Origin of the sequence: Paraburkholderia sp. CHISQ3 (assembly GCF_030464945.1) — a bacterium.
Taxonomy (GTDB): Bacteria; Pseudomonadota; Gammaproteobacteria; order Burkholderiales; family Burkholderiaceae; genus Paraburkholderia; species Paraburkholderia megapolitana.
Genome location: NZ_JALPRG010000003.1, coordinates 142241 through 165867, shown reverse-complemented (window position 1 = coordinate 165867; position 23627 = coordinate 142241). Strand labels below are relative to the sequence as shown.

19 protein-coding genes and 1 pseudogene are annotated in these 23627 nt (G+C 62.7%); 8 read left to right on the top strand and 12 right to left on the bottom strand.

The genetic code is table 11. The annotated features are described in order from the left end of the window. Positions 1-2 precede the first annotated feature (2 nt). The gene (locus M0D65_RS07850; protein ID WP_266252160.1) at positions 3-971 is read right to left on the bottom strand and encodes a substrate-binding domain-containing protein; all 969 of its coding nucleotides are present in this window, start codon (positions 969-971) and stop codon (positions 3-5) included. 343 nt (positions 972-1314) lie between these two features. On the opposite strand from M0D65_RS07850, the gene M0D65_RS07845 reads away from it, so the two are divergent. Together M0D65_RS07845 and M0D65_RS07840 are read left to right on the top strand one after the other, a co-directional pair. Beyond that, positions 1315-2520 (top strand): MFS transporter, encoded by a 1206-nt coding sequence (locus M0D65_RS07845; RefSeq protein WP_266252159.1) that lies wholly within the window; start codon positions 1315-1317, stop codon positions 2518-2520. A gap of 127 nt (positions 2521-2647) precedes the next feature. Further along, positions 2648-3958 carry a carbohydrate porin gene (locus tag M0D65_RS07840; RefSeq protein ID WP_266252158.1) on the top strand — a complete coding sequence of 437 codons (1311 nt, stop codon included), beginning with the start codon at positions 2648-2650 and terminating at the stop codon, positions 3956-3958. A gap of 10 nt (positions 3959-3968) precedes the next feature. On the opposite strand, the gene M0D65_RS07835 is transcribed toward M0D65_RS07840, so the two are convergent. From M0D65_RS07835 to gltA, 5 genes are all read right to left on the bottom strand, one after another. Beyond that, a complete protein-coding gene (locus M0D65_RS07835; protein ID WP_266252157.1) occupies positions 3969-4523 on the bottom strand; it encodes a carboxymuconolactone decarboxylase family protein in 555 nt (184 codons plus the stop codon). Positions 4524-4544: 21 nt separating this feature from the next. Continuing rightward, positions 4545-5873 carry an aspartate aminotransferase family protein gene (locus M0D65_RS07830; RefSeq protein ID WP_266252156.1) on the bottom strand — a complete coding sequence of 443 codons (1329 nt, stop codon included), beginning with the start codon at positions 5871-5873 and terminating at the stop codon, positions 4545-4547. Between the two features lie 109 nt (positions 5874-5982). Then, a complete protein-coding gene (locus M0D65_RS07825; protein ID WP_266252155.1) occupies positions 5983-6843 on the bottom strand; it encodes a MurR/RpiR family transcriptional regulator in 861 nt (286 codons plus the stop codon). A gap of 123 nt (positions 6844-6966) precedes the next feature. Further along, the gene (locus tag M0D65_RS07820; protein WP_091007121.1) at positions 6967-9249 is read right to left on the bottom strand and encodes an amylo-alpha-1,6-glucosidase; all 2283 of its coding nucleotides are present in this window, start codon (positions 9247-9249) and stop codon (positions 6967-6969) included. 174 nt (positions 9250-9423) lie between these two features. Further along, positions 9424-10725 (bottom strand): citrate synthase, encoded by a 1302-nt coding sequence (gene gltA, locus M0D65_RS07815; protein ID WP_266252154.1) that lies wholly within the window; start codon positions 10723-10725, stop codon positions 9424-9426. A 443-nt stretch (positions 10726-11168) separates the two neighbouring features. Here gltA and M0D65_RS07810 point away from each other — a divergent pair, with 443 nt between their 5' ends. Then, entirely contained in the window at positions 11169-11570 is a 402-nt protein-coding gene (locus tag M0D65_RS07810; RefSeq protein WP_091007124.1) for a hypothetical protein, read from the top strand. A gap of 42 nt (positions 11571-11612) precedes the next feature. Here M0D65_RS07810 and M0D65_RS07805 read toward each other — a convergent pair whose 3' ends face one another. The 3 genes from M0D65_RS07805 to M0D65_RS07795 all read right to left on the bottom strand — a co-directional run bounded on the left by M0D65_RS07805 (position 11613) and on the right by M0D65_RS07795 (position 14543). Then, positions 11613-12425, bottom strand: coding sequence for an alpha/beta fold hydrolase (locus M0D65_RS07805; RefSeq protein ID WP_266252153.1), 813 nt, complete (start codon positions 12423-12425; stop codon positions 11613-11615). A 178-nt stretch (positions 12426-12603) separates the two neighbouring features. Then, complete coding sequence (locus M0D65_RS07800) at positions 12604-13674, bottom strand: rod shape-determining protein (protein WP_091007128.1); 1071 nt, start codon at positions 13672-13674, stop codon at positions 12604-12606. Between the two features lie 224 nt (positions 13675-13898). Beyond that, on the bottom strand, positions 13899-14543 hold the full coding sequence (locus M0D65_RS07795) for an alpha/beta hydrolase (protein WP_266252152.1): 645 nt from the start codon (positions 14541-14543) through the stop codon (positions 13899-13901). Positions 14544-14742: 199 nt separating this feature from the next. On the opposite strand from M0D65_RS07795, the gene M0D65_RS07790 reads away from it, so the two are divergent. Continuing rightward, positions 14743-16308: a DHA2 family efflux MFS transporter permease subunit gene (locus M0D65_RS07790; protein WP_266252151.1), complete on the top strand. Its 1566-nt coding sequence runs from the start codon at positions 14743-14745 to the stop codon at positions 16306-16308. A gap of 125 nt (positions 16309-16433) precedes the next feature. Here the strand turns inward: M0D65_RS07790 and M0D65_RS07785 are convergent, their stop codons facing one another. Continuing rightward, positions 16434-17204, bottom strand: a complete 771-nt coding sequence (locus M0D65_RS07785) for a helix-turn-helix domain-containing protein (RefSeq protein WP_266252150.1) — start codon at positions 17202-17204, stop codon at positions 16434-16436. Positions 17205-17416: 212 nt separating this feature from the next. Here M0D65_RS07785 and M0D65_RS07780 point away from each other — a divergent pair, with 212 nt between their 5' ends. Continuing rightward, positions 17417-18331 carry a glutaminase gene (locus M0D65_RS07780; RefSeq protein ID WP_091007133.1) on the top strand — a complete coding sequence of 305 codons (915 nt, stop codon included), beginning with the start codon at positions 17417-17419 and terminating at the stop codon, positions 18329-18331. 69 nt (positions 18332-18400) lie between these two features. Here M0D65_RS07780 and M0D65_RS07775 read toward each other — a convergent pair. Then, positions 18401-18595: pseudogene (locus M0D65_RS07775) on the bottom strand (type II toxin-antitoxin system HigA family antitoxin); the annotation flags it as partial. 208 nt (positions 18596-18803) lie between these two features. On the opposite strand from M0D65_RS07775, the gene M0D65_RS07770 reads away from it, so the two are divergent. The 3 genes from M0D65_RS07770 to M0D65_RS07760 all read left to right on the top strand — a co-directional run bounded on the left by M0D65_RS07770 (position 18804) and on the right by M0D65_RS07760 (position 21793). Beyond that, positions 18804-19592 carry a PadR family transcriptional regulator gene (locus M0D65_RS07770; RefSeq protein ID WP_266252148.1) on the top strand — a complete coding sequence of 263 codons (789 nt, stop codon included), beginning with the start codon at positions 18804-18806 and terminating at the stop codon, positions 19590-19592. 79 nt (positions 19593-19671) lie between these two features. Beyond that, on the top strand, positions 19672-20484 hold the full coding sequence (locus M0D65_RS07765; protein ID WP_266252147.1) for a siderophore-interacting protein: 813 nt from the start codon (positions 19672-19674) through the stop codon (positions 20482-20484). Between the two features lie 52 nt (positions 20485-20536). Then, the gene (locus M0D65_RS07760) at positions 20537-21793 is read left to right on the top strand and encodes an MFS transporter (RefSeq protein ID WP_266252146.1); all 1257 of its coding nucleotides are present in this window, start codon (positions 20537-20539) and stop codon (positions 21791-21793) included. A 71-nt stretch (positions 21794-21864) separates the two neighbouring features. Here the strand turns inward: M0D65_RS07760 and M0D65_RS07755 are convergent, their stop codons facing one another. Beyond that, positions 21865-23598 carry an AMP-binding protein gene (locus M0D65_RS07755; protein ID WP_266252145.1) on the bottom strand — a complete coding sequence of 578 codons (1734 nt, stop codon included), beginning with the start codon at positions 23596-23598 and terminating at the stop codon, positions 21865-21867. Between the last annotated feature and the right edge of the window lie 29 nt (positions 23599-23627).

Sequence of the window (23627 nt, the reverse complement as noted above, 5' to 3'; positions counted from 1 at the left end):
CGCTACCCGATCGTCGAGGCCCGCACGGTCAGCTCTACCGGCAGCGGCCCCGGCACCTCGGACTCGCGATTGTTGATGAGGCTCAATACGACTTCAACGAGCGCGCGTCCGGCAAGCGCCCAATCCTGCCGGATGGAAGTAAGCGGTGGAATATTGCTCAAGGCAATCGAGCTGTCGTCGTAGCCGACAACCGCGACATCGCCAGGGATCGCAACTCCACGCGCAGACAACGCGTCACACGCGCCGGCAGCAATCTGGTCGCTCGCCGCGATGACCGCATCGAATTGCACGCCTTCGTCGAGCAGATCTGCCACCACACGCTGGCCCGCTGGACGCGAAAAATCACATGCAGACGCCTTGACGAGCATCGCCGAACTCTCCGCGAGCACGCCCCGGACCCCATCGAGACGGCTCGCCACTTCCGGATGCTTTGGATTGCCCAGAAAGACAAAGCGCTTGCGCCCGATCTCCAGCAGATGACTCGCAGCCAGTTCGCCCCCTTTCCGGTTGTCGCTGCCCACCACCGCGAGCCCGGTGTCGCCGGCATGCCCCCATATCACGGTAGGCAGTCCGCACGCGGCCACTTCGGCGGCACGCCCACCACGCTCGCCCTGGCCCAGCATGATGACGCCATCGGCGGACACGTTGTTCGATGCCAGAAAGAGGTCGCTCGTCGTGACCAGCATGACGTGGTCGATCGCCGCCAATGATTCAAGCAGGCTGCCTAACACTAGCAGCAGGATCGGGTCGGTGGCCGGCCGGTCACCGTCGACAAGCTTCTCGATCACGACCGCGATCGTGTGGGTGCGCTGTGTGCGCAGGCTGCGAGCCGTCGTATTGAGGCGGTAGCCAATTTCACGTGCAACTTCGACGATCCGTTCGCGAACCTCGGGACGAACCAGATCGCTATCCCGCAGCGCGCGGGACACGGTGATTTTCGACACGCCGGCCAGCTCGGCAACCATTTCCATGGTTGGCCGTTGATGGGCCACATCGCTGACTTTAGGGGCGGCCAAAACGTACTTGCGCTTCGACATAGAAGAGATATCGCTTCGAATCTGGTGAGGGGATAAGACAGCTGGCCTGCCTGCCCGACGTCATGGTCCCGATATCATAGCACCCCGGCATTGTCGGACCAAATGACGTCTGAATGAGCCGTCAATCCGGCACATGACACCGAATCACCCCCATATTGACGCTAGATCGGCACGAATTTACGTCACAAGGGCAAACCCGTAGAGCCAATTTCAATGTATCTCGATAGACTATGTTATCGATGTCATTTGCAGTACAAACACGACGCAGGAGACAATCATGGCGGCCACCATTCCGGAACCGCAACAGATGGCACACACGACCCAGCTCCCTAGCGAGCGGATAGCGGGAAGACAGCTCGCAACAGGTGTTTCGCTGCTCTATCTGGCGCTGTACTTCCATTTCGGCTTCTTCGCCTGGATGCCCGTATGGCTCAAGGATGCAGGCTCTTCAGCGACCGAGATCGGCACGTTGATTTCGATCCCATTGATCCTGCGCATCCTGACCGTCGCACCGTTCGCCGCGTGGTGCGGGCGGCACGGCCGGGTTCGTAATGGCATTGCGCTGACGGTATTTAGCGCCGCGGTCGTTCTCGTATTTTTCCCTCAAGCGACGACGCACTGGAGCCGGCTCGCGCTGTTCCTTGTCTTCTCGATCATCTGGGATCAGATACCGGTGCTCATGGACGCGTATGCGATTCTGACCGTGCGCAGTCGCAAGCTGGATTTTGGCCGGCTGCGTGTCTGGGGTTCCATCGCCGTGATTGCCTCGAGCGGTCTGGCGGGCTGGGTCATCGAAAAGCTGGGCATCAAATCGCTTCCGTGGGCAATCGCTGTCCTGCTGCTATTCCCACTGGCGATTCTGCCGTTGCTGCCACGCGATAGCACGCTCGTCCACGAGTCGTCGCATGGCAGTGGCAGCTGGCGTGAAATCTTTCGCGACCGGACGTTGATGTCCGTCCTGATCACTGCTTCGCTCTTGATGGGTAGCAGCGGCGTTATCACCGGCTTCGGATCGATTCAATGGAAAAGCGCGGGAATTCACGAAAGCACGATCGGCATTCTCAATGCGATTTCCGTGTCGTCCGAAATCGTTATTTTCACGTTCGGTGCGAAGCTACTCGGCAAGCGCGACCCGCGCATCATGATGGTGATTGGCGCCCTGTTTAGCGCCTTGCGCTGGGCAATCATGGCAACCTCTCCGGCTCTGCCGATGCTCGTTTTTGCACAGATTCTGCAGTGCTTCCTCGTCGCGGGCGCACTTCTCGCGCCGGTCCTGATGATCGCCAGCCGGGTCGAGGACATCCTGGTCCCCAGTGCGCAAGGACTGTATGCCGTTTTGCTCGGCGCAACGCTAGCGGCGGTGATCGCAGGCTCTGGATGGCTATGGCAGCTTGGGCCGGCAAAAGCCTATCTGGCTATGGCCGTACTCGCCTTGCTGTCGCTACCTGTACTCGCATCGTCGTGGCGCCGTGCCGCGGCTTAACGCGAGTTCGAATACCAGTTTCATCGCGAACGAATCATTCGCGAATACATGAAGTGAATGCCTCTTGAATCGGCGTTAATTTCCAGAATAGATGGGGGGAGACTTGAATAAATTAACATGCGCTCGCATGGTGCCTACGCTCGCACTGATGCTTTTTTCGCTGGCTAATTCGAATGACGCCGCGGCACAAGCGGCACAGGACTGTCAGCAGTATGACCAGTTTGTTCCTCGCGGCGGCGTCGATCCCATTCCGTCTCCGTGTCAAACGGTAGACCCGGAACTGGGTGGTTTGCGCAAGGCACTGGCCGCGAATGGGATCGGGATTTCCGTTTCTCTTGCTGGCCTCGTGACTTACAACCTGAGGGGCGACGGCGGAACACCTCAACAGCTTTACTCGGGGCAAAAGCCTACCTACAACAGCACGTTCTTGCCGATGTTTACCTACGATCTCGGCAGGCTTGGCCTCAATCAAGGCTCGCAGTTCACGTTCAAACCGGTATTCAACTACAACTCGTTTCGCGGTAATGGACAGACTGGTTTTTCGGCCAACCAGCTTTCCGTTTATCTGCCCTTTTACGACAATAATGTAATCGTTCAAGCTGGCTTCTATTACGCTGCTTCCATTTTTTATGGAACCAATATTGGTGACATTGCGGGAGCTGCGATTTTGGGTCCGAGCAGCACACTACCGTTTGCGACAGGCATTCAGGGCTGGCTGCCAACCCCGGCCCTGGATATCACGACATACTTTGGCGACAAACATTTCTACAATCACTTCGGCGTCACGCGGAGTGCCGATCCCGTCGATCCACTATACGAATGGAACAACAACCGGTCCGGACTTAACCCCTACGTCAGGGGCGGTCGACCAGCCTTTATCGACGAAGTGGGCTACAAGGTAAATCCGGCTGCCGGGCAGAACAAGGTGTGGTTCCGTGCCGGCGCGATCTACAACACATCGGGATTCCCGACCGTGAATTCGATTCATACCCAGCCTTATCTCTCGGGAAGCTATACCAATCGCAACTATGGGTTCTACGGGATTCTCGACTATCAACTTACCCAGCCCAATCCGGGCCTTCCGTTTCAGGGGTGGTACGTCAACGTCAAGGCCGACTACGGCTCTCAACTGGTCAACGTTTTCTCGTCCGACGTTGGATTGACTCTCTACAAAATTGGGACCTTTGCATCGAGACCGTTCGACCTGCTTTCGCTTTCGGTGGGCCGGAACTTCATTAGTAGCGACTTCGTCGATTTTGCCGATTCAGCAGGCATCGGTGCAACACGAGGCATCACGACCGCATCGGTGAGCTACGCGTACCTGGTGAAACGCGGTATCTACTGGAACAACGCGTTTCTTTACTCGAGCACGCCGACGGTTGCGCCGCAGCGCAAAGCGGCGCTCAGCATACTCAGCTCGGTGACGCTGGAGTTCTAAGCCGCCAACGCTATTCCGCAAACGGCAGGGTCGCCTGCCCTTGCGCACGCATATCGAACACATTCAGCGTCATCGCCACCAGCGCGTAATAGCCGAGCAGCGCGACCAGATTGATCGTCACCGTGTGACCGAAGCGCTCGACCGTTTGCGCATAGGTCGCATCGGACACGCGCTTCGCGTCATAGAGCTCGCTGGCGAATGCGTAGATCAGCGCATCGTCGGCATCCGCGAACGCGGGACGCTTGCCTTGCAGCAAAACCTGTGCATCCTCTTCCCGCACACCGGCCTGCAGCGCGATCGGATAGTGGATGTACCACTCGGCCTGCGCTTGCCAGCGTGCGGCTGTCACGAGGATCGCGAGTTCCGACAGGCGTAACGGCAACCCCGTTTGATACCGGCAGAATGCGCCAAGGCGTTGCGCATGCTGTGCAAGTTCAGGGCTGCGAATCCAGCCGAGAAACGGGCCGTTCAGATTGCCGCGCGGCCCGGACAGGATTTCGTCGAGCACGGTTTTCTGTTCTGGCGTTGCGGCGGCGGCATCGAAGTGCGGAAGACGATCGGTCATAGCGAGGCTCGTGAGGGAGGTTCAGGACGCCGGCAGCGCCGCATCGATCGCATCGGTCAGGCGCTCGACGATTCTGTCGATATCGCTCGCCGTACAGATGAACGGCGGTGCAAGCAGCACATGATCGCCGATCTTGCCGTCCACGGTGCCGCCCATCGGATAAACCATCAGCCCGCGATTGAACGACTCGTTGCGGACCGCCGCATGCAGTTTCAGCGCCGGATCGAACGGTGTTTTCGTCGTCCGGTCCCGCACCAGTTCGATACCGACGAACAGCCCGCGGCCACGCACGTCGCCGATATGCGGATGCTGCGCATAATGCGCACGTAGTTGCGCGCGCAATTGCTCGCCGCGTGCCTGCACGTTCGCGAGCAGGTTGTCTTCGGCGATCACGTTCTGCACTTCGAGCGCCGCCGCACACGCGGTCGCATGACCGATATATGTGTGGCCATGCTGGAAGAACCCGCTGCCGCCGACAATCGCGTCGTAGATCTTCGCGCTCACGAGCGTTGCTCCGATCGGTTGATAACCGGCGCCGAGCCCCTTTGCGATGGTCAGCAGATCGGGCGCGACACCGTCTTCGTCGCACGCATAGAGATGGCCGGTGCGCCCCATGCCCGACATGATTTCGTCGAGGATCAGCAGCACGCCGTAGCGGTCGCACACCGCGCGGATCTTGCGGAAATAGTCGCGCACCGGCGGCACTGCGCCAGCCGTGGCACCGACCACGGTCTCCGCGACGAAGGCAGCCACCGTGTCGGGGCCGAGTGCGAGGATTTTCTGTTCGAGCTCGTCCGCGAGGCGCTGGGCATAGGCTGCGTCGGTTTCGTCTGTGAGCCGCCCACGGTACGCGTAGCAGGGGCTCACATGATGCGTCTCGATCAGCAGCGGCAGAAACGGCTCACGCCGCCACGCGTTGCCGCCTATTGCGAGTGCCCCGAGCGTGTTGCCGTGATAGCTCTGCCGACGCGCGATGAAATGTCGTCGTTGCGGCTGGCCCGTCTCGACGAAGTACTGACGCGCGAGTTTCAACGCCGCTTCGATGGCCTCCGAACCGCCGGATACGAAGTACACATGCTCGAGCCCTTGCGGTGCCGCGGCGACCAGGCGGTCCGCCAACGCTTCGGCCGGTTCGGTCGTGAAGAACGATGTGTGCGCGTACGGCAATTGCTGCGATTGCCGCCCGATCGCCTCGATCACGCGCGCGTTGCTGTGCCCAAGGCACGACACGGCGGCACCGCCGCATGCGTCGATATAACGCTTGCCGGTAGCATCGACGATCTCGATGCCGTCGCCGGTCACGGCGACCGGCAGCGTCTTCTTCGGCGTACGGTGAAATACGGTGGACATGGCACTCCTCATCTTGAATCACCACACGATGTGTATTTATACATCTGCACAACGTTTGTTGTCAAATGAGGTGTCGCTATCCACTGCGGATCAATCCGCGCGAATAGCTTCAGGAGAGGTAAGCGCCCTTCGAATGAAACGCGTGCTCGGCTTTTTCGATCTGCTCGACACCGCGCGCGCCTTCGAGCGCCAGCAGATGCGCAACCAGCGATTCGGCAATCGCGGTCGCTGCGACTAGCGAAGGGAAAAACGACGGACTGTCGTGTGAAAAGATCAGCACTTTGTCGGCATGCAGTGCAATCGGCGACACCGCGCTGTCGGTGATCGCGATCAACCGGCTGCCCTTCTCCCGCGCAGCCTCGGCCACGCGTGCCGCTTCGGCGGAATAAGGCGCGAAACTGACGACGACGGTCGCGCTGTCGCGCTGGATACCGTGCAATTGCAATTCGAGCGTGCCCGCTTCGCCATTGAGCAGCGACACCGACGAACGAAACAGCCGGTATCCATATACCAGTCCGAATGCAACCGAATAGCACGAACGAAAACCGGCCACATGCACGTGCGATGCGCGCCGCAGCAGACGCGCCGCTTCGACAGTCGTGCGCGCGTTGTGCGCGGCCGTCAGTTCGAGATTGTGCTGCTGGGCAACGAGCAGATCGTGTGCGAGCGCGTCTTTTGCACTGGTCTTGACGAGCGAACGCGCCTTGCTGGTGAGGCGCTCAGGCCGCGTGCGCACACGCGCAACGAACAACTCGCGCAACTCGTTCCAGCCCGGAAAACCAAGTTGCTGCGACAACCGCACGAGCGATGCAGGCTGCACCTGCGCCCGCTCGGCCACCTTGCGCATCGACGACACCGCGACTTCATCCGGATGATCGAGCAGGAATGCCGCACCCATCTGAAACTGCGGACTCAGTTCGGCAAAACGTGTGCGGATCAGAACGGCAAGCTCGTCGAAGCTGTCTGGCATGCGGTGTACCGGCGATGATGGTTGACAACAAATGTTACCACCGGCGCCCGTGCGGGTTTGTGCACCCGGCACGGGCTTTCGCGTGGCATCCAGCAGACGTTCTCGCCGCAGCAGACCGCCCGCTTACAACAACGCCACGACCCGCACATCCCCCTGCTCCGCCGACGCCACCACCTTCCCCGCCACGCGCCGGAACGTGATCGTGACCGTCGCGTCGCCCACCCGCAGATCGCCGACTTCGAGCCAGTCGATACCGTCGGGCAGCATCGGCTGTTCGATGCGGACTTCGCGCCGCGCGGCGTCGATCGTCACGCCGAGGCATGCTTCGAGCATCATGAACGGCGAGCCAGCCGCCCACGCTTGCGGCAAGCAGGCGACCGGGTATGCCGTAGGCGGTTCGCCACGACGACGCGGGAAACCGCAGAACAGCTCGGGCAGGCGCATGTCGAAATTCACCGCGGCCTGAAACAGCGCCTGCAATAGACGCACCGCGGTCGCCTTGCCGCCGTAGCGCGCCGCGCCGCGAGCACACAGCGCGTTGTCGTGCGGCCAGACCGAACCATTGTGATACGCCATCGGATTGAAGCGCGGTTGCCCCGCGGCGAGCGTACGCACGCCCCAGCCCGTATGGAACAGCGTCGACTCGAGCGCACGCGCCACCGCTTCGCCGCGGCTGCGCTCGGGCAAGCCGAACGCGAGCAGGTGCCCCGCATTCGACGCAAGCACGCGGCACAGCTCGCCATGACCGTCGAGCGCAATGCCGTAGAAGCCCGCGTCCTCCATCCAGTACTTGTCCTCGACGCACGCACGAATTGCCTTCGCGCGTTGAGCGTAGTCGGCGGCATCGCTGGTCAGGCCGCGCAGCGTCGAGAAATGCGCCATCGTGTCGAACGCGGCGCTCGCGTACGCCTGCACTTCGACCAGTGCGATCGGTCCATCGGGGAAACGACCGTCCGCGTGGAACACGGAATCGTGGCTGTCCTTCCAGCCCTGGTTCGCGAGTCCACCATCCGATTCGCGCTGATAGTCGAGCAGCCCGTAACGGTTCTTGTCGCACACACCCTTCACCCAGCCGGCTGCGCGATCGAGCGCAGGCCACAGTTCGTCGATCAGCGCGAGATCGCCGGTGCGTTCCGCATAGGCGCCGGCCAGCCCGATAAACAGCGGCGTCGTATCGACACCGCCGTAGTACTGCGCGAACGGCACCTCGCCGGTTGCCGCCATCTCGCTCTTGCGCATCTCGTGGATAATCTTGCCGACCGCCGCGTCGCGGAACGCCGAGTTCTCGCGCGCCTGGTGTTCGGCCTGAAAGCGCAGCACGCCGGCCGCGAGCGAAGGCTGCAGCCACAGCGTTTGCATCGACGTAATGACCGCATCGCGGCCGAACGGCGTCGAGAACCACGGGATGCCGGCGTACGGATACGGGCCGGAGGGGAGATCGGTGGTCAGCAGGCCGATGTCGGCCAGCGAACGGTCGATCCACGCGTTGAACAACGGATTGCTCGAACGGATGTGCGCAGACGCGCGGCGGCGCTCGCGCATCACCAGGTGCGCATCGACGAGGCCGGCACGCACCGCAGCACGACCCACACGCGGACGCGCCGCATCGATCTGCGACAGGTGCGCGCCGCTCAGGTAGTGCAGCGGCTGCTGGACACCCGCGCTCGGCGCGTCAGCCTGCGCTTGCGTCAACGCCTTGACCTGTACCGACACCGACAGGTAGATCGACACGCACGCTTGCGCAGGCAGGCTTACCGTGTAATCGGCACGTCCGGCAAGCAGGTTGTCCGGCTTCGGCGAAAAGGCGATCTGTACGCGCCGCTCGACATCGTCGAGCCCGATGTAGTTGATCAGCACGTCTTCGTTCTCGACACGAGCCGGCTCGAGCGTGCCGTGCTTGTCGCGCTTCAGGCCGCGCACTTCGAACATGTCGCGGAAGTCGCTGGCGAACGAAATGGACAGCGGCACGACTGCATCGCTCGTGCCGTAGTTGGTGAGTTCGATCGCTTCGTTGAGCACCGTGCCCGACAGCACGCGCACACGCTCGACGTGAATCACACCTTCCGGTGTAATGTCGCCGCCAAGCGGCGGCAGCGGCCGGTTGGTCAGGTGCGCGGTGAAGGCCGCGTTGTCGCTGCTAACACTGCCCGACAACAGCGACGGTGCGCGGCCGCCGAAAGTGAGCCGCAATTGCGACAGCACGCGCGTGTCGTTGACGAACAATCCGTCGTCGCGACCGGTGATGTCGCCCAATGCATCGTTGACGATGAAGGTGTCGCCGGATTTCAGCACGTACTGTGCCGGGCTCGCGGTGTTCTGGTTTTCGGGTGCGATGAATGCGTCAGGTGCGGCCGGTGTTGCACCGCCCGTGTGTGTCAGTCCGCCGAGTGCTTCTGGATCCTGCATCAGCTTGCTCCTGTGCTGTTGGCCTTGTTGCGATTGTAGAGGGTATGAGGCCAGCCGAGGAGTTTCGTTCCGTATGCGCGCGAGATGCCGTAAACGAAACTGCCGCGCAGGAGCGCGGCAGTCGAACCACTACAGTCACACGAGGCCACCTGCTCGCCTCGTGCAGGCAAGCTCCTAACGCTGCGCGATCGGCTTCGCTTCGCGCGACGTTTCGCCGACAAACAACTGACGCGGACGACCGATCTTCTGTTCCGGATCGGCAATCATCTCGTTCCATTGCGCAATCCAGCCGACAGTACGCGCCATCGCGAAGATGCACGTGAACATCGACGTCGGGATACCGAGCGCACGTTGCACGATGCCGGAGTAGAAGTCGACATTCGGATACAGCTTGCGTGACACGAAATAGTCATCTTCGAGCGCGATCTTTTCGAGTTCCATGGCGAGCTTGAAGAGCGGGTCGTCATGCAGGCCCAGTTCTTCCAGCACTTCGTAGCAGGTCTCGCGCATCAGCTTCGCACGCGGATCGTAGTTCTTGTACACGCGGTGACCGAAGCCCATCAGCTTCACACCCGAGTTCTTGTCCTTCACCTGCTTGATGAACTCGGGGATCTTGTCGACCGAACCAATTTCTTCGAGCATGTTCAGCGCCGCTTCATTCGCGCCGCCGTGTGCTGGGCCCCACAGGCATGCAATCCCCGCTGCGATACACGCAAACGGATTCGCACCCGACGAACCCGCCAGCCGCACCGTCGACGTCGACGCATTCTGTTCGTGGTCCGCATGCAGGATCAGGATACGGTCGAGCGCACGCACCAGTACATCGTTGACCTTGTACTCTTCGGCCGGCGTCGAGAACATCATCTGCATGAAGTTCGCGCTGTACGACAGATCGTTCTGCGGATACACGAACGGCTGGCCGATGCTGTACTTGTAGGCCATTGCGACGAGTGTCGGCAGCTTGGCGATCATGCGCGTCGCCGAAATCTCGCGATGCCGCGGGTTATTGATGTCGAGCGAGTCGTGATAGAACGCCGACAGCGCGCCGACAGCGGCAACCAGAATCGCCATCGGGTGCGCATCGCGCCGGAAGCCGCGGAAGAAGATGTGCATCTGTTCGTGCACCATCGTGTGCTTCGTGACGGTCTCGACGAACTCGTCCTTCTGCTGCTGGTTCGGCAGTTCGCCCGTCAGCAGCAGGAAGCAGGTTTCGAGGAAGTCCGCGTTCTGCGCGAGGTTATCGATCGGGTAGCCGCGGTACAGCAGTTCGCCCTTGTCCCCATCGATATACGTAATCGCCGAGTTGCACGACGCCGTCGACATGAAGCCGGGGTCGTACGTGAACTTGCCGGTCTGGCCGTACAGTTTGCGGATGTCGATCACGTCCGGGCCGAGCGTGCCCTTGTAGATCGGCAGATCGATGGCTTCGCTACCATCGGAAAACGTGAGCGTTGCGTGTGTCGTCGAATCGTTCATCTGCGTTCCTTTATTTGTTGCACCGATTGTGTCGCACCGGTCGGTTACATCGATGGTCACGGCGCATGCGGGCCGGGACCGACCCGCGTTGGCAATGCATTCTACGGCGCGCGCGTCCGGTTATTGGATCGATCGCGCACAACAAACCATCTCGCCCGACGCAACACTCGTTGTCAAAGATGTCCCCGACATGTCGGGAAAATGAAACCTGCACACTGCGTGCAACAGTGTTTTGCCGGGCGCAGCCTGCACAGGCGCGTCCGCTCTGACATACTGAAGTCGTGTTTTGCTTCCCCTCGCAAGCACATTGTCGTTTCAGCCCGCCGTTCTGCGGCGGGCTTTTTTTACCAGCCAGTATCAAGTGAAATCCGGGCTGACACTCAAACCGGAATTCGAGTCGAAGCTCAAGTCGAAACATCAGCTGAAAAAACAGGATGGACCCGATGAATCTCACCGTCGAAACATTATTCCCGGAAAGCGAACAGGAAGACGAAAGCATCGTCACCGCGCTCAGCCATCAGGATATCGTTGTCGCGCTATCGGCGGCACTGGCGCCAAAAAAGGTTGCGGTACTGCATATGCTGTATCCGCGCACCGATGCACGCACGCACCGCAGTCTCGACTCGCTCGTCGCAGCGTTGCATGGCCACGGGCTGCACCAGGTCGCGCACCTCGTCGCACAGGAAGCGCACTACCTGCTGTTCAAAGACCCGGTGAAGGCGTGGAGGGCGTTCCAGGAAATCCGCAACGACTCGCTCGCGATCGGTGTACATCTGTATTACAACGGCCTTGTCGGCCAGGCCGCCGAGCAGGTGCTCGACGTCGACGCGCATCGCAAGGGTTGAAGCGTTGAAACGTGTGTGCGCCGGCCAGCACTGCCACCGGGTTTAGCGGTCGGCGGCAGTGACGGCGGGCGCGCTACCCACCTCGCGAATGAACGTGTCGATGTAGCGGTTGAATGCGGCCGGATGTGCCAGATTCATGCCGTGCGATGCGCCGCGTACGGTCTCGCGGCGCGCATCCGGACACCATGTTGCCAGCGCCGTAGCCGTGCGGCGAAACATGTCGGGACTCTTCTCTCCATCGATCAGCAACAGCGGGCAGCGTATTTCGGCAGCATCCTCCGGTGTGTAGGCCGGCAACGGATCGCGAAACTGTCGTGCGAGCGTATGGGCATTGTCTGTCGCCATCGTGCGGAACGCCGTCGTGCTCTTCGCCCAGAAACCCGGCCGGCTCACCGAGTCGACGAACAGCTGCAATCCCGCATCCACCTCGCCCGTTTCGATCAACTGTGCAGCCCTTGCGCGCAGCGCATTGGCTGTTTCAGGGAGCTTCGCCGGCGTGCGTCCCGCGATCTGCAGTGGACCGCCCGGATCGGCCAGCGTCAGTGTGCGCAGCCACTGCGAATGACGCCTCGCGAAATGAAACGCCACACAGCCACCGCGCGAATGACCGACCACATGCGCCGGCCCGGCACCGAATCGTTCGATAAATTCGGCCAGCTCGTCCGCGTGATCGCTCCAGCTGAATGGAAGGTCGGTGGGTGTATCGGTGACCGGCCAGTAGTGCGTGAGGCTCACGGCGACACAGCGATAACGCGCCGACAGACCCGCAAGTTGCGGCTGCCAGTAGCGGTAGTCGCAGAGCGAGCCGTGCACGAAAAGCAGCAGTTCTCCCTCGCCGGCCTTGACATAAGGCATGCGCAGGCGGTTCCGCAGGGAAACGAACGATGGTGAGGAAGCGGGAACAGGCTGATTCACGGACACGGGCGGCCAACGCCGGCAACGAAAAGAGCGCCTATTGTCACATAGGCCACTTATCGAACCATGCTGCCGGCCCGCGCCGGCAATCGCCTGATCTTGGTAGCGCAGCGCCTGCTCAATCGAACGCGAACGCGTCCACCATGCCGAGCGCCGCGCCTGCTCCGCGGACAGCACACGTCAGCGGTTCGTCGGCCACCCGCACGGCGACACCAAGCTGTTCGCTCAGGCAGCGATCCAGATGGCCGAGCAACGCGCCGCCGCCGGTCAGCACGATGCCGCTACCGGCGATATCGGTGATCAATTCGGGCGGTGCGCTTTCGAGCCCGGTTTTCACCGCGCCGATCACCTGCCGCAGCGGCGCGACGATTGCCTCGGCGATGTCATGGTTGCTTAGCTGGACCGTGCGCGGCAGGCCGTCTTCGACGCTGCGCCCGGTCGCGTTCATGCGCTCGAGCGGTACGTCGCGCAACGCCGAGCCGATGGTTTTCTTCACGTATTCGGCTGTCTGCTCGCCGAGCAGCACGCCATACACGCTGCGCACATGATTGACGATCGCCTGGTCGAACTGGTCGCCGCCGACGCGGATCGACCCGCTGTACACGGCGCCGCCCAGCGCGATCACACCGACCTCGGTGGTGCCGCCGCCGATATCGACCACCATCGATCCAGTCGCCGACGCCACCGGCAATCCCGCACCGACCGCCGACGCGAGCGATTCGCCGATCAGGCTCACCTTCCACGCCCCCGCCGATACCGCCGCTTCCTTGATCGCGCGCCGTTCGACCTGGGTCGCGCCCGCCGGCACGCAGATCGTGAACGTCGCGCGACGGCCGAACAGCTGGCGCGGGCGAGCCATCGCCACGAACTGCCGGATCATGTGTTCGGCGGCGGGAAAGTCGGCGATGACGCCGTGTCGCATCGGCCGGACCGCTTCGAGATTGCCGGGCGCACGGCCGAGCATCTGCTTTGCCTCGTTGCCGACAGCGGCCACGATCGGCGTACCGCCGGCCGTGACATGATCGCGGCGCGCTTCGCCCTGCTTCTGGAAACAGACGACGGACGGCTGGTTGAGCACGATGCCGCCGTCGTCGGTATAGATCAGCGTATTCGCCGTGCCGAGGTCGACCGCCACGTTCTGACGGAACAGGCGGCTGAACAGCGGTGGGTGCGACGTCGGTTGGGCCATAGCGTGGCTCTGCGTGTGTGGCCGCCCGTTGTCTGCGGCGGCGCGAATAATCGGCCCCGGCTGCGCGTTGACGACTGTCCGGCCTGGTCCAGGCCCGCGTGTCGGGTGCTGTTTTCGTGCTGTTCTTGCGCTTCGTGTTGATAACTTCTAACGGCAGCACCGGCGAGAAACTTTAGGCGCCTGTGCGAGCCGGTATGACGACTGCCTGAATCCCCTGAATCCCCTTAACCCAGCGCCTTCACCAGCGCATCGCGTCCGAGCGCAGCGCCTTCGGCGGAAATCGTGTGGCCGACGCCCGACAGCGCGTACGCGTCGACCGTGTAGCCCGCATCCTCGAGCGCAGTAGCCGCATGTTCGAGTTCGCGAACCGGGATGACTTCGTCGTCGGTGCCGTGAATCAGCGTGATCGCCGTGCTGCTGTGTACGCCGACCGGCGACGACAGACGCCCCGAATAGGCAACCACCGCGGCCGCGCCATCCGGATTGGACGCGACATGATGCAACGACATAATTGAGCCCTGCGAAAAACCAACCAGCGCAAGCTTTTCGTAAGCAATGCCCCAATGCGCGAGTTCGGCGGTCAGCACGCGGAGCAGCGCCGGGTAGGCATCCGCGACACGCTCCACGCGATTCGCCGCGTCGATCTCCCGCAGGCTGAACCACTGACGTCCGCCGAAACCGCCGTCGAACGGCTCGCTGCCGTCCAGCGACACGAACGCCGTATCGGGCAACGCGCCGCGCCAGAGATCGGCGAGCGGCATCAGGTCGCGCGCGTTGCTGCCCACGCCGTGCAGCAGCACCACCAGCGACTGCGCAGGCAGGTTCGCCGGTGCAAGCCGCCAGCCATGTTCGAATTGCTCCCACGCCATCGCCGAATCCCATCGATCAAGTTCGCGCAACGCGAACCTCGCCGCGCACAGCCGCGAGGATACTTCACCACTATGTTTTGCGGCAGCTTGTATACCCTGAATTGCCGCGCCCCTGTTGAGTTCGACGCCGCGTTCCGGCGAATGCAGGTATCCTTTTCAACGCCTTACAGCCCTTATAGTTCCAAGCCCGGAGTTCCGTTTGAGTCAGCCCGCCGCCCCCGCACCCGCCTCGCCACCACCGCTCCAGGGTGGACAACTGGTGCTCGCGACCATCGCGGTCGCGCTCGCGACCTTCATGACCGTGCTCGATTCGTCGATCGCCAACGTCGCGATCCCGACCATCTCGGGCAATCTCGGGGCGTCGGTCGATCAGGGCACGTGGGTCATCACCGTATTCGCGGCGGCCAACGCCGTTTCCATTCCACTCACTGGATGGCTCACGCAGCGCATCGGCCAGATCAAGCTGTTCGTCGGCGCGATCCTCGCGTTCGTGGTCGCTTCGTGGTTGTGCGGCATCGCGCCAACCCTGCCGATCCTGCTGCTCGCGCGCGTGCTGCAAGGTGCGGTGGCCGGCCCGTTGATTCCGCTGTCGCAGGCCATCCTGCTCGGCTCATATCCGAAGCACAAGTCGTCGACCGCGCTCGCCTTATGGGCGATGACCGCGACCGTCGGGCCGATTGCCGGACCTTTGCTCGGCGGCTGGATCACCGACAGCTACAGCTGGGCGTGGATCTTCTTCGTCAACATTCCGGTCGGCATCTTTGCGGCGGGTGTGACGTGGAGCATCTACCGCCATCGCGAAACGCAGACCAAGCGCCTGCCGATCGACGTCGTCGGCCTTGGGCTGCTCATCGCGTGGGTTGCGTCGCTGCAGATCATGCTCGACAAAGGCAAGGACCTCGACTGGTTCAATTCGCCGACCATCGTCATTCTCGGTTTGTCGGCGGTGATCAGCTTCGCGTTCTTCCTCGTGTGGGAGCTGACCGCCGAAAACCCGATCGTCGATATACGGCTCTTCGGGCAGCGTAATTTTCTGGGCGGCACCGTGGCGATTTCGATTGCCTATGGCGTGTTCTTCGGCAACTTCGTGCTGCTGCCGCAATGGATGCAGGAGTACCTCAACTATCGTTCCGTCGATGCCGGGCTCGTCACTGCGCCGCTCGGCGTGTTCGCGGTGATTCTCGCGCCGATCATGGGACGTGTGCTGCCGCGCTCCGACGCGCGCATCATCGCGACCTTCGCGTTTATCGGCTTTGCGATCGTGTTCTACATGCGCTCGAAGTACCTGATCGAGATCGACACATGGCATCTCGTGCTGCCCACCTTGCTGCAAGGCATCCCGATGGCGATGTTCTTCGTGCCGCTCACCGCGATCATTCTGTCGGGCCAGCCGCCGCATCGCATTCCGGCGGCCGCGGGGCTATCGAATTTCGTGCGGGTGTTTTGCGGTGCGGTCGGTACGTCGCTGGCGGGCAATGCCTGGAACAATCGTACGGTGCTGCATCATGTGCGGCTTACCGAGCAGGCCAGCATCGATAATCCGCTCTTCAACCAGCAGATCGCGTCGACACAATCGCTGCTGCAACTGAACACGCAGTCGTCGCATGCGCTGTTCGACTTCACCGTGAACACGCAGGCGGCGATGATGGGGCTCAACGATATTTTCTATGTGTCAGCGATCATCTTTCTGCTGATCATTCCGCTGATCTGGATTACGCGGCCGGCGAAGGGTGGTGGCGGAGCGGATGCGGCGGGCGCGCATTGAACGCTGAACGCGGCGGGCGCGAATGCATAAGGTTGATCATTGAACGCTGAACGCAGCGGGCGCGAATGCATAAGGTTGATCATTGAGCATCGAATGCGGCGGGCGCGAATGCATCGGTTGAGACTTCAGCGCCCGTCCTGCCGGAAGTAACGCGCCGGCGTCTCGCCCAGTAAATCCTTGAATACGGCGATGAACGACGACACGTCGCTGTAACCGACTTCGAGTGCGACCTCCGTCACGCTCGCACCGGTGTCGAGTCGTTCGAGTGCAACCAGCAACCGTAGCTGCTGGCGCCACTGTCCGAAGGTCTGGCCGGTTTCCTTGACGAAGAGACGCGCCGCCGTGCGCGCGGTGACGCCGGCCGCGAGCGCATGGTCGTCGAGCACGGTGGGATCGGCGGGATGGGTGGTCAGCACCCCGGCGATGCGCTGGATGCGCGGATCGCGCGGATACGCCAACGCGAGCGGCACCGCGGCAAGCTGCGGAAGACGATCGAGCAGCACGCGCATCAACCGCGCGTCGGGTCCGTCGGCCGCATAGTCGGCACCGAACCGGGCCGCGGCGCGCAGCAGCGCATCGGCAAGCCGGTCGATCGCCACGACACGGCCCGGCAACGCGTCCGGCAGCGACGGCCAGTCATCCGTGTCCACATAGAGCGTGTGCCACGCAAGCGGCCGCGACGACGACAGCCGGAACAGCAGCCCCGGAGCGATCCACAGCGCGTGCTGCGGCGGGATCACCCACAGGCCGTTCTCCGTGCGCACGGTCAGCACGCCATCGCACGCATGCAGCAGCTGCAGGCGACGGGACGCGTGCCAGGGTTCGTCGAGTGTCTCCGTGTGTTGCGCGACGACGAACGCCGCGCAATCGGTGCCATCCGGATCGGTTACTTCCATGAGGCTTTCGTTTTGCCCTACGGGTATTCAAAACGAATCAGACTAGCACGGCGCCCCATCTCTGTGCACGGTGCAGTGCGGTAGTGGCGGCGCGGCCAGCAAGGGTTGAGACAGCTGCGGCTACGCACTCGCCGGCCGTCATCGTGGGCCATTACAATCGCGGCTGCGTGCCCTGCATGGTGCGTTGGCCCCGCGCTCAACCAGTCTCCCCCATGAACTATCCCGCGATCCTCGAACAGATTCACCGCGATATCCAGCCCTACCTCGGTACCGGCCGCGTGGCCGACTACATTCCCGAGCTGGCGAAGATACCCGCCGACCGCTTCGGCATGGCGGTCGTCACCGCCGCGGGCGACGTCCATCGCATCGGCGACGCCGACGAGCGCTTTTCGGTCCAGAGTATTTCGAAGCTGTTCGCGTGCACGCTGGCGTTTCAACTGATCGATGACGAGCTATGGTCGCGGGTCGGGCGCGAGCCGTCGGGCACCGCGTTCAACTCGCTGGTTCAGCTCGAAACGGAACAGGGCAAGCCGCGCAATCCGTTCATCAATGCGGGCGCGCTGGTCGTCACCGACGTGCTGTGCCGCCGCTTCGTGAGCGCCGAAACCGCCCTGGTGGAATTCATGCGCCGGCTGACCGGCGAGCGCACGGTCGACTACGACCTGCGTGTCGCGCAATCGGAGCTGGCGAACGCGCACCGCAACCGCGCGATGGCGCATTTCATCGCGAGCTTCGGCAATCTCGAGATGCCGGCCGAAGTGGTCGTCGATGCTTATTGCCGGCAGTGCGCGATTTCGATGAGCTGCGTCGAGCTTGCGCGCGCGGCGCTGTTTCTATGCAACGGCGGTGTCGTGCCGGCAACCGGCGAACGGATTCTCGACAGTAGTTCGACGAAGCGGCTCTCCGCGCTGATGTTGACCTGCGGTACTTACGATGCCGCCGGCGATTTCGTCTTTCGGGTGGGGCTGCCGGCGAAAAGCGGCGTGGGCGGCGGTATCGTCGCGGTGCTGCCGGGTGAGATGGCCGTGTGCGTGTGGTCGCCGGGGCTCGATAGCAATGGGAATTCGCTGGCGGGGACGCTGGCGCTCGAGTGGCTGACTACGCATACGGGGCAGTCGATTTTTTGAGCGGCTTCGTGGCGCGCTGCGGAAGCGGCTTGCATCGCAGCTTGCGCCTGACCCCGCCCGCTACATTCAAAACCTGATCGCCTCGATCGGGTTCAAGCCCGGCAACGGGAAGTGCGCATCTTCATAGCGCTCCACCAGGATCGACAGGATCTCGAGACGATCGCCATCGGGCGTGCCGGGTTTCGGATCGGCGTCGACGAGTTCCGATACCACTGCGAGCGCGGCCTCGTAATCTTCCTCGGTGTGTAGCGGGCAAATATCCATGTGTCTTACTCCATCTCCACCGTTTCGGCATTGACCTGTCGAACGCGGCGCATGCGCCGTATGCGTCTGCCAATTTCACTTAAACCGGGCCGCTCCAACCGTCGCCGGCCATCGTACCTACCATCCTCCAACCCCAAAAAGAAATTTGACAAACACTCTTAAGATATATATCTTACGACACATCTTATGACACATCAGGAGTGTCGCGATGCACCGTAACTCTCATCACACCCATCATTCACACCATTCCCGCCGCCACGCGTCCGACCGCGACGGCCTGAGCTTCCCCGAGCGTTTCCGGGACCCCCTCCATGCGCTGTGGCACGCCATCGGCCGTCATCGCGGCGGTGGTGGAGGCGGTGGCGGTCGTGGCGGCGCCTTCGGTGGCGGCACCGGTGACGGCGGCTTTCCCGGTAGTTTTGGCGGCCGTGGCGGTTTCGGCGACGGCGACGGTTTTCCGCGCGGCCGGACCTTCACCTCTGCCGATCTGCAACTGTTATTGCTGGCGCTGCTCGATAAAGAACCCAGCCACGGCTACGAACTGATCAAGGCGCTCGAAGCGCGTTCGAACGGCTTCTATAGCCCGAGCCCGGGCATGGTCTATCCGTCGCTGACGTACCTCGAAGAAGTAGGCTTCGTTACCGTCGAAGTGGAAGGCAACCGCAAGCGCTATGCGCTCGCCGAGCCGGGCGGCGCGCACCTCGCCGTGAACCGCGAACGCGCCGACATGATGCTGGCGAAGCTCTCGCACATCGCCCGCAAGATGGATTCGGTACGGCGCGCGTTTGCTGGCGAAGACCCGTCCGACGCCGCCGAAGGCGGCTGGGTGCCGGAGCTGATCCAGGCACGCCGTGCGCTGAAAACCCTGCTGTTCAGTCTCGACAACGTGCCTGCCGCCGAACAGCGTCGCATTGCTGCGATCCTGCAACGGGCGACGCAGGAAATCGAAGACGGTGGCAAGCAGAGCGACGGCAAACAGGACGGCAGCAATCCCTGACCGGGCGCCTCGGGCACCGCGCGCTCGCGAGCCGCGCGGACACACCCGCCGCCCTCCGATATCCAGAAACAGGAACACCATGCAAGAGCAAACCGATCTGACAGTCGTCCGCGTGCGCCATCCGCTGAAGTTCCGTCTGCTGCGCGTCGCACGCATCGACTCCATCACACCGCATATGTTGCGCGTCACCTTGACCGGCGACGACCTGCACGACTTCGCCTCGGCGTCATTCGACGATCACGTGAAGGTCTTTTTCCCCGCTCCCGGCGAAGACAAACCGGCGCTGCCCACGGCCGGTCCGAACGGCCCGGTGTTCGCCGAAGGGACCCGGCCGGTGGCACGCGACTTCACGCCGCGGCGCTTCGACCGCGAAGCACGCGAACTCGATCTCGAGTTCGCGCTGCACGAAGCCGGCCCGGCTGCCGAATGGGCTGCGAAGGCGCAGGTCGGCCAGTACCTGGGTATAGGCGGCCCGCGCGGTTCGCTCGTGATCCCGACCGGCTTCGACTGGCATCTGCTGATCGGCGACGACACAGCGTTGCCCGCCATCGCGCGGCGCCTCGAAGAACTGCCTGCGAACACCCGTGTCGCGGCCGTGGTCGAAGTCGCCGATCCGTCGGCGCGTATCGAGTTCGAGACGGCGGCGAACCTGCATATCGTCTGGCGCTATCGCAGCGACTCGCCGTACCGCGGCGATGCCTTGCTGCAGGCGGTACGCGACACCTACCTGCCCGAAGGCGTGGGTTACGTATGGGCAGCCGGCGAGTCGGCGACCATGCGCGCGGTGCGCTATCACCTGTGCACGGAGCGCGGCGTAGACAAGTCGCGTATCCGTGCTGCCAGCTACTGGAAACAAGGTGCGCAGGCCGTCCACGAAAACCTCGACGACTGATGCCACGCATTCTCTCTCTTTACCGCGGCCCGCTCGGCCGCAAGGACCCTTCATGTACTCATTGAGTGCACCGCGCGAACGCCAGTTGCTCTGGCTGCTCGCGCTGACGCAGTTCACCGTCATCATGGACTTCATGGTGATGATGCCGCTCGGACCGCAGATCATGCATGCGTTCCACATCACGCCGGCCGCGTTTGCCGCGGCCGTCTCGGCGTATTCCTGGTGTTCGGGCCTGTCGGGTCTGTTCGCCGCCACCTACATCGACCGCTTCGACCGGCGCAAGCTGCTGCTCACCGTGTACGCGTTGTTTGCCGTGTCGAATCTCGCGTGCGCGTTTGCCAGCAGCTATCCGTTGCTGCTCGCTGCACGAGCATTCGCGGGCCTGACCGGCGGCATACTCGGCTCGATCATCATGGCGATCGTGGGCGACCTGATTCCGGTCGCGCGGCGCGGTGCGGCAAGCGGCACGATCATGACCGCATTCTCCATCGCGGCGATTGCCGGCGTGCCGGCCGGTGTGATGCTCGGTGCGCATTTCAGCTGGGCAGCGCCGTTCGTGCTGCTGGTCGTGCTGTCGGTACTGGTCTGGTTCGGTTGCTCGCGCATCCTGCCGTCGCTCGACCAGCATCTGTCGCAGCGGCCCGCACCGCTCTCGCAGGTCCTGCCGGAGTTGTACCGGCTGTTTGCCAACCGGCGGCACCTGAACGCGTTTGCGCTGACCTTCATGGTGATGGTGTCGCACATGCTGGTGATCCCGTTCATCTCGCCGACGCTCGTGGCCAACCACGGCATCGCACCGGCTCAGTTGTCGTGGCTGTACATGGCGGGCGGCGCGGCAACGTTCTTCACGTCGCGCGCGGTGGGCAAACTGTCGGACCGCTACGGCAAGCATCGGGTGTTTCGCATCGTCGTACTGCTGTCGATGCTGCCGGTTCTGTTCGTGACGCATCTGCCCGACGTATCGCTTGCCGTGATGCTGGTGTTCTTCCCGATCTTCATGGTCGCGATGTCCGGACGCTTCGTGCCGATGCAGGCGCTCCTCACGACCGTGCCGCAACCGCAACAGCGCGGCGCATTCCTTAGCGCGAACAGTGCGTTGCAGGCACTCGGTATGGGTTGCGGCGCATGGATCGGCGGGCTGATGCTGTCGACAGGTCCTGCCGGACAGATCGAAGGCTATGGCGTCGTCGGTTGGGTCGCCGTGGCGATCGCAGTGTGCGCGATCGTGTGGGTTGGCCGTGTTACTTCAGCGGGGGACCATCCGACCTCGCGGCCGCCGGTGGGCGGTGAAGCAATGAGCGAGATGTAATCGCGTCATCGAAGCAACATGCTGAACGAGACCGCTGCGCGGCACCGGCCTCGTTCAGCACAGCGTTGATCTCACGATGCGTCGCCTTCGCGGCGGGTCGAGAGATCCGGGAAATCCTCTTCCCAATACTCGCCCGGCAATCGCGCCGGCTCCGCTTCGCGCTCCAGTTCGCGGCGCCGCAATTCGACACGACGGATCTTGCCGGAAATGGTCTTCGGCAACTCGCTGAATTGCAACCGGCGAATCCGCTTGTACGGCGACAGCTTTTCCCGCGAGAACGCGAACACGCTACGCGCGAGTTCGGGTCCGGCTTCGAAGCCGTGACGCACGGTGACGAACGCTTTCGGCACCGACAGACGCAGTGGGTCGGCGCTCGGCACGACTGCTGCCTCGGCGATCGCTTCATGCTCGATCAGCACGCTTTCGAGTTCGAACGGGCTTAGCCGGTAGTCGGACGACTTGAACACATCGTCGGCGCGGCCGACGTACACGTAGTAGCCATCCTCGCGACGCAGCGCGACATCCGACGTGTGGTAATAGCCGTTGCGCATTGCGTGTGCCGTGGCGTCCGGGTTGTTTGCATAGCCGGTCATCAAGGCGACCGGACGGTGTGCAAGCGACAGCGCGATCTCGCCTTCAGTAGCCGGTTGGTCGTCGGCATCGACGAGTTCGATCGTATAACCGGGCAACGGCCGCCCCATCGATCCCGGCACGACCGGCTGGCCCGGCGAATTGCCGATCTGGCAGGTCGTTTCCGTCTGACCGAAACCGTCGCGTATCGTCACGTTCCAGGCGTGGCGAACACGCTCGATCACTTCCGGATTCAGGGGCTCGCCTGCCCCGACAATCTCACGCAACTGCACCGGATACGACGCGAGCGGCTCCTGCACGAGCATGCGCCAGACGGTCGGCGGTGCGCACAGCGTGGTCACGCGGAAATTCACCAATACATCGAGCGTGTCCTTCGGCACGAAGCGCGCGTAGTTGTAGATGAACACGCAGGCCTGCGCATTCCACGGTGCAAAGAAGCAGCTCCACGCATGCTTCGCCCAGCCCGGCGAGCTGATGTTCCAGTGGATGTCGCCAGGTTGCAGGCCGATCCAGTACATCGTCGACAGATGGCCTACCGGATAGCTCTCATGCGTATGCTCGACGAGCTTCGGCTTCGAGGTCGTGCCGGACGTGAAGTACAGCAGCATCGGATCGCTCGCGCGGGTCGGCGCGTCGGGCACGAACGACGCGGGCGCATCGTAGGCGGCGGCCAGATCGGTCCAGCCCGCACGCGGCGTGCCAACCGAAATGCGCTTGAGGTTCGCATCGAGCGCATCGAATTTGCTGAGTTCCGCACTATCCACGACAACGTAATCCGCACCGCCGATCTGCACGCGATCACGCACATCGTCCGCCGACAACTGGGTCGTAGCCGGCAACACGATCGCACCGAGCTTCATCGCAGCGAGCATCACGTCCCACAGTTCGACGCGATTGGGCAGCATCAGCAGCAGACGGTCGCCGCGACGCACGCCGAGCCCGCGCAGAAAGTTCGCCATACGCGCCGAGCGCTCCGACATCTGTGCAAACGAGAGCTTGAGCCCGGGGCTGGCCGGATCGTCGACGATCCACAACGCCGGATTGTCGTTGCCGCGCGCGATCACGTCGAAATAGTCGAGTGCCCAGTTGAATTCGCCGAGCACGGGCCACGCGAATTCGCGGTACGCGCTCGCGTAGTCGCTGCGATGTCGCAACAGCAGATCGCGCGCGTCGAGAAAAGCCTGCGCGGCGGTGGCGGTAGTCGTCCCGTTCATGATTGTCTCCTCACTGGCGCGGCTGCGCT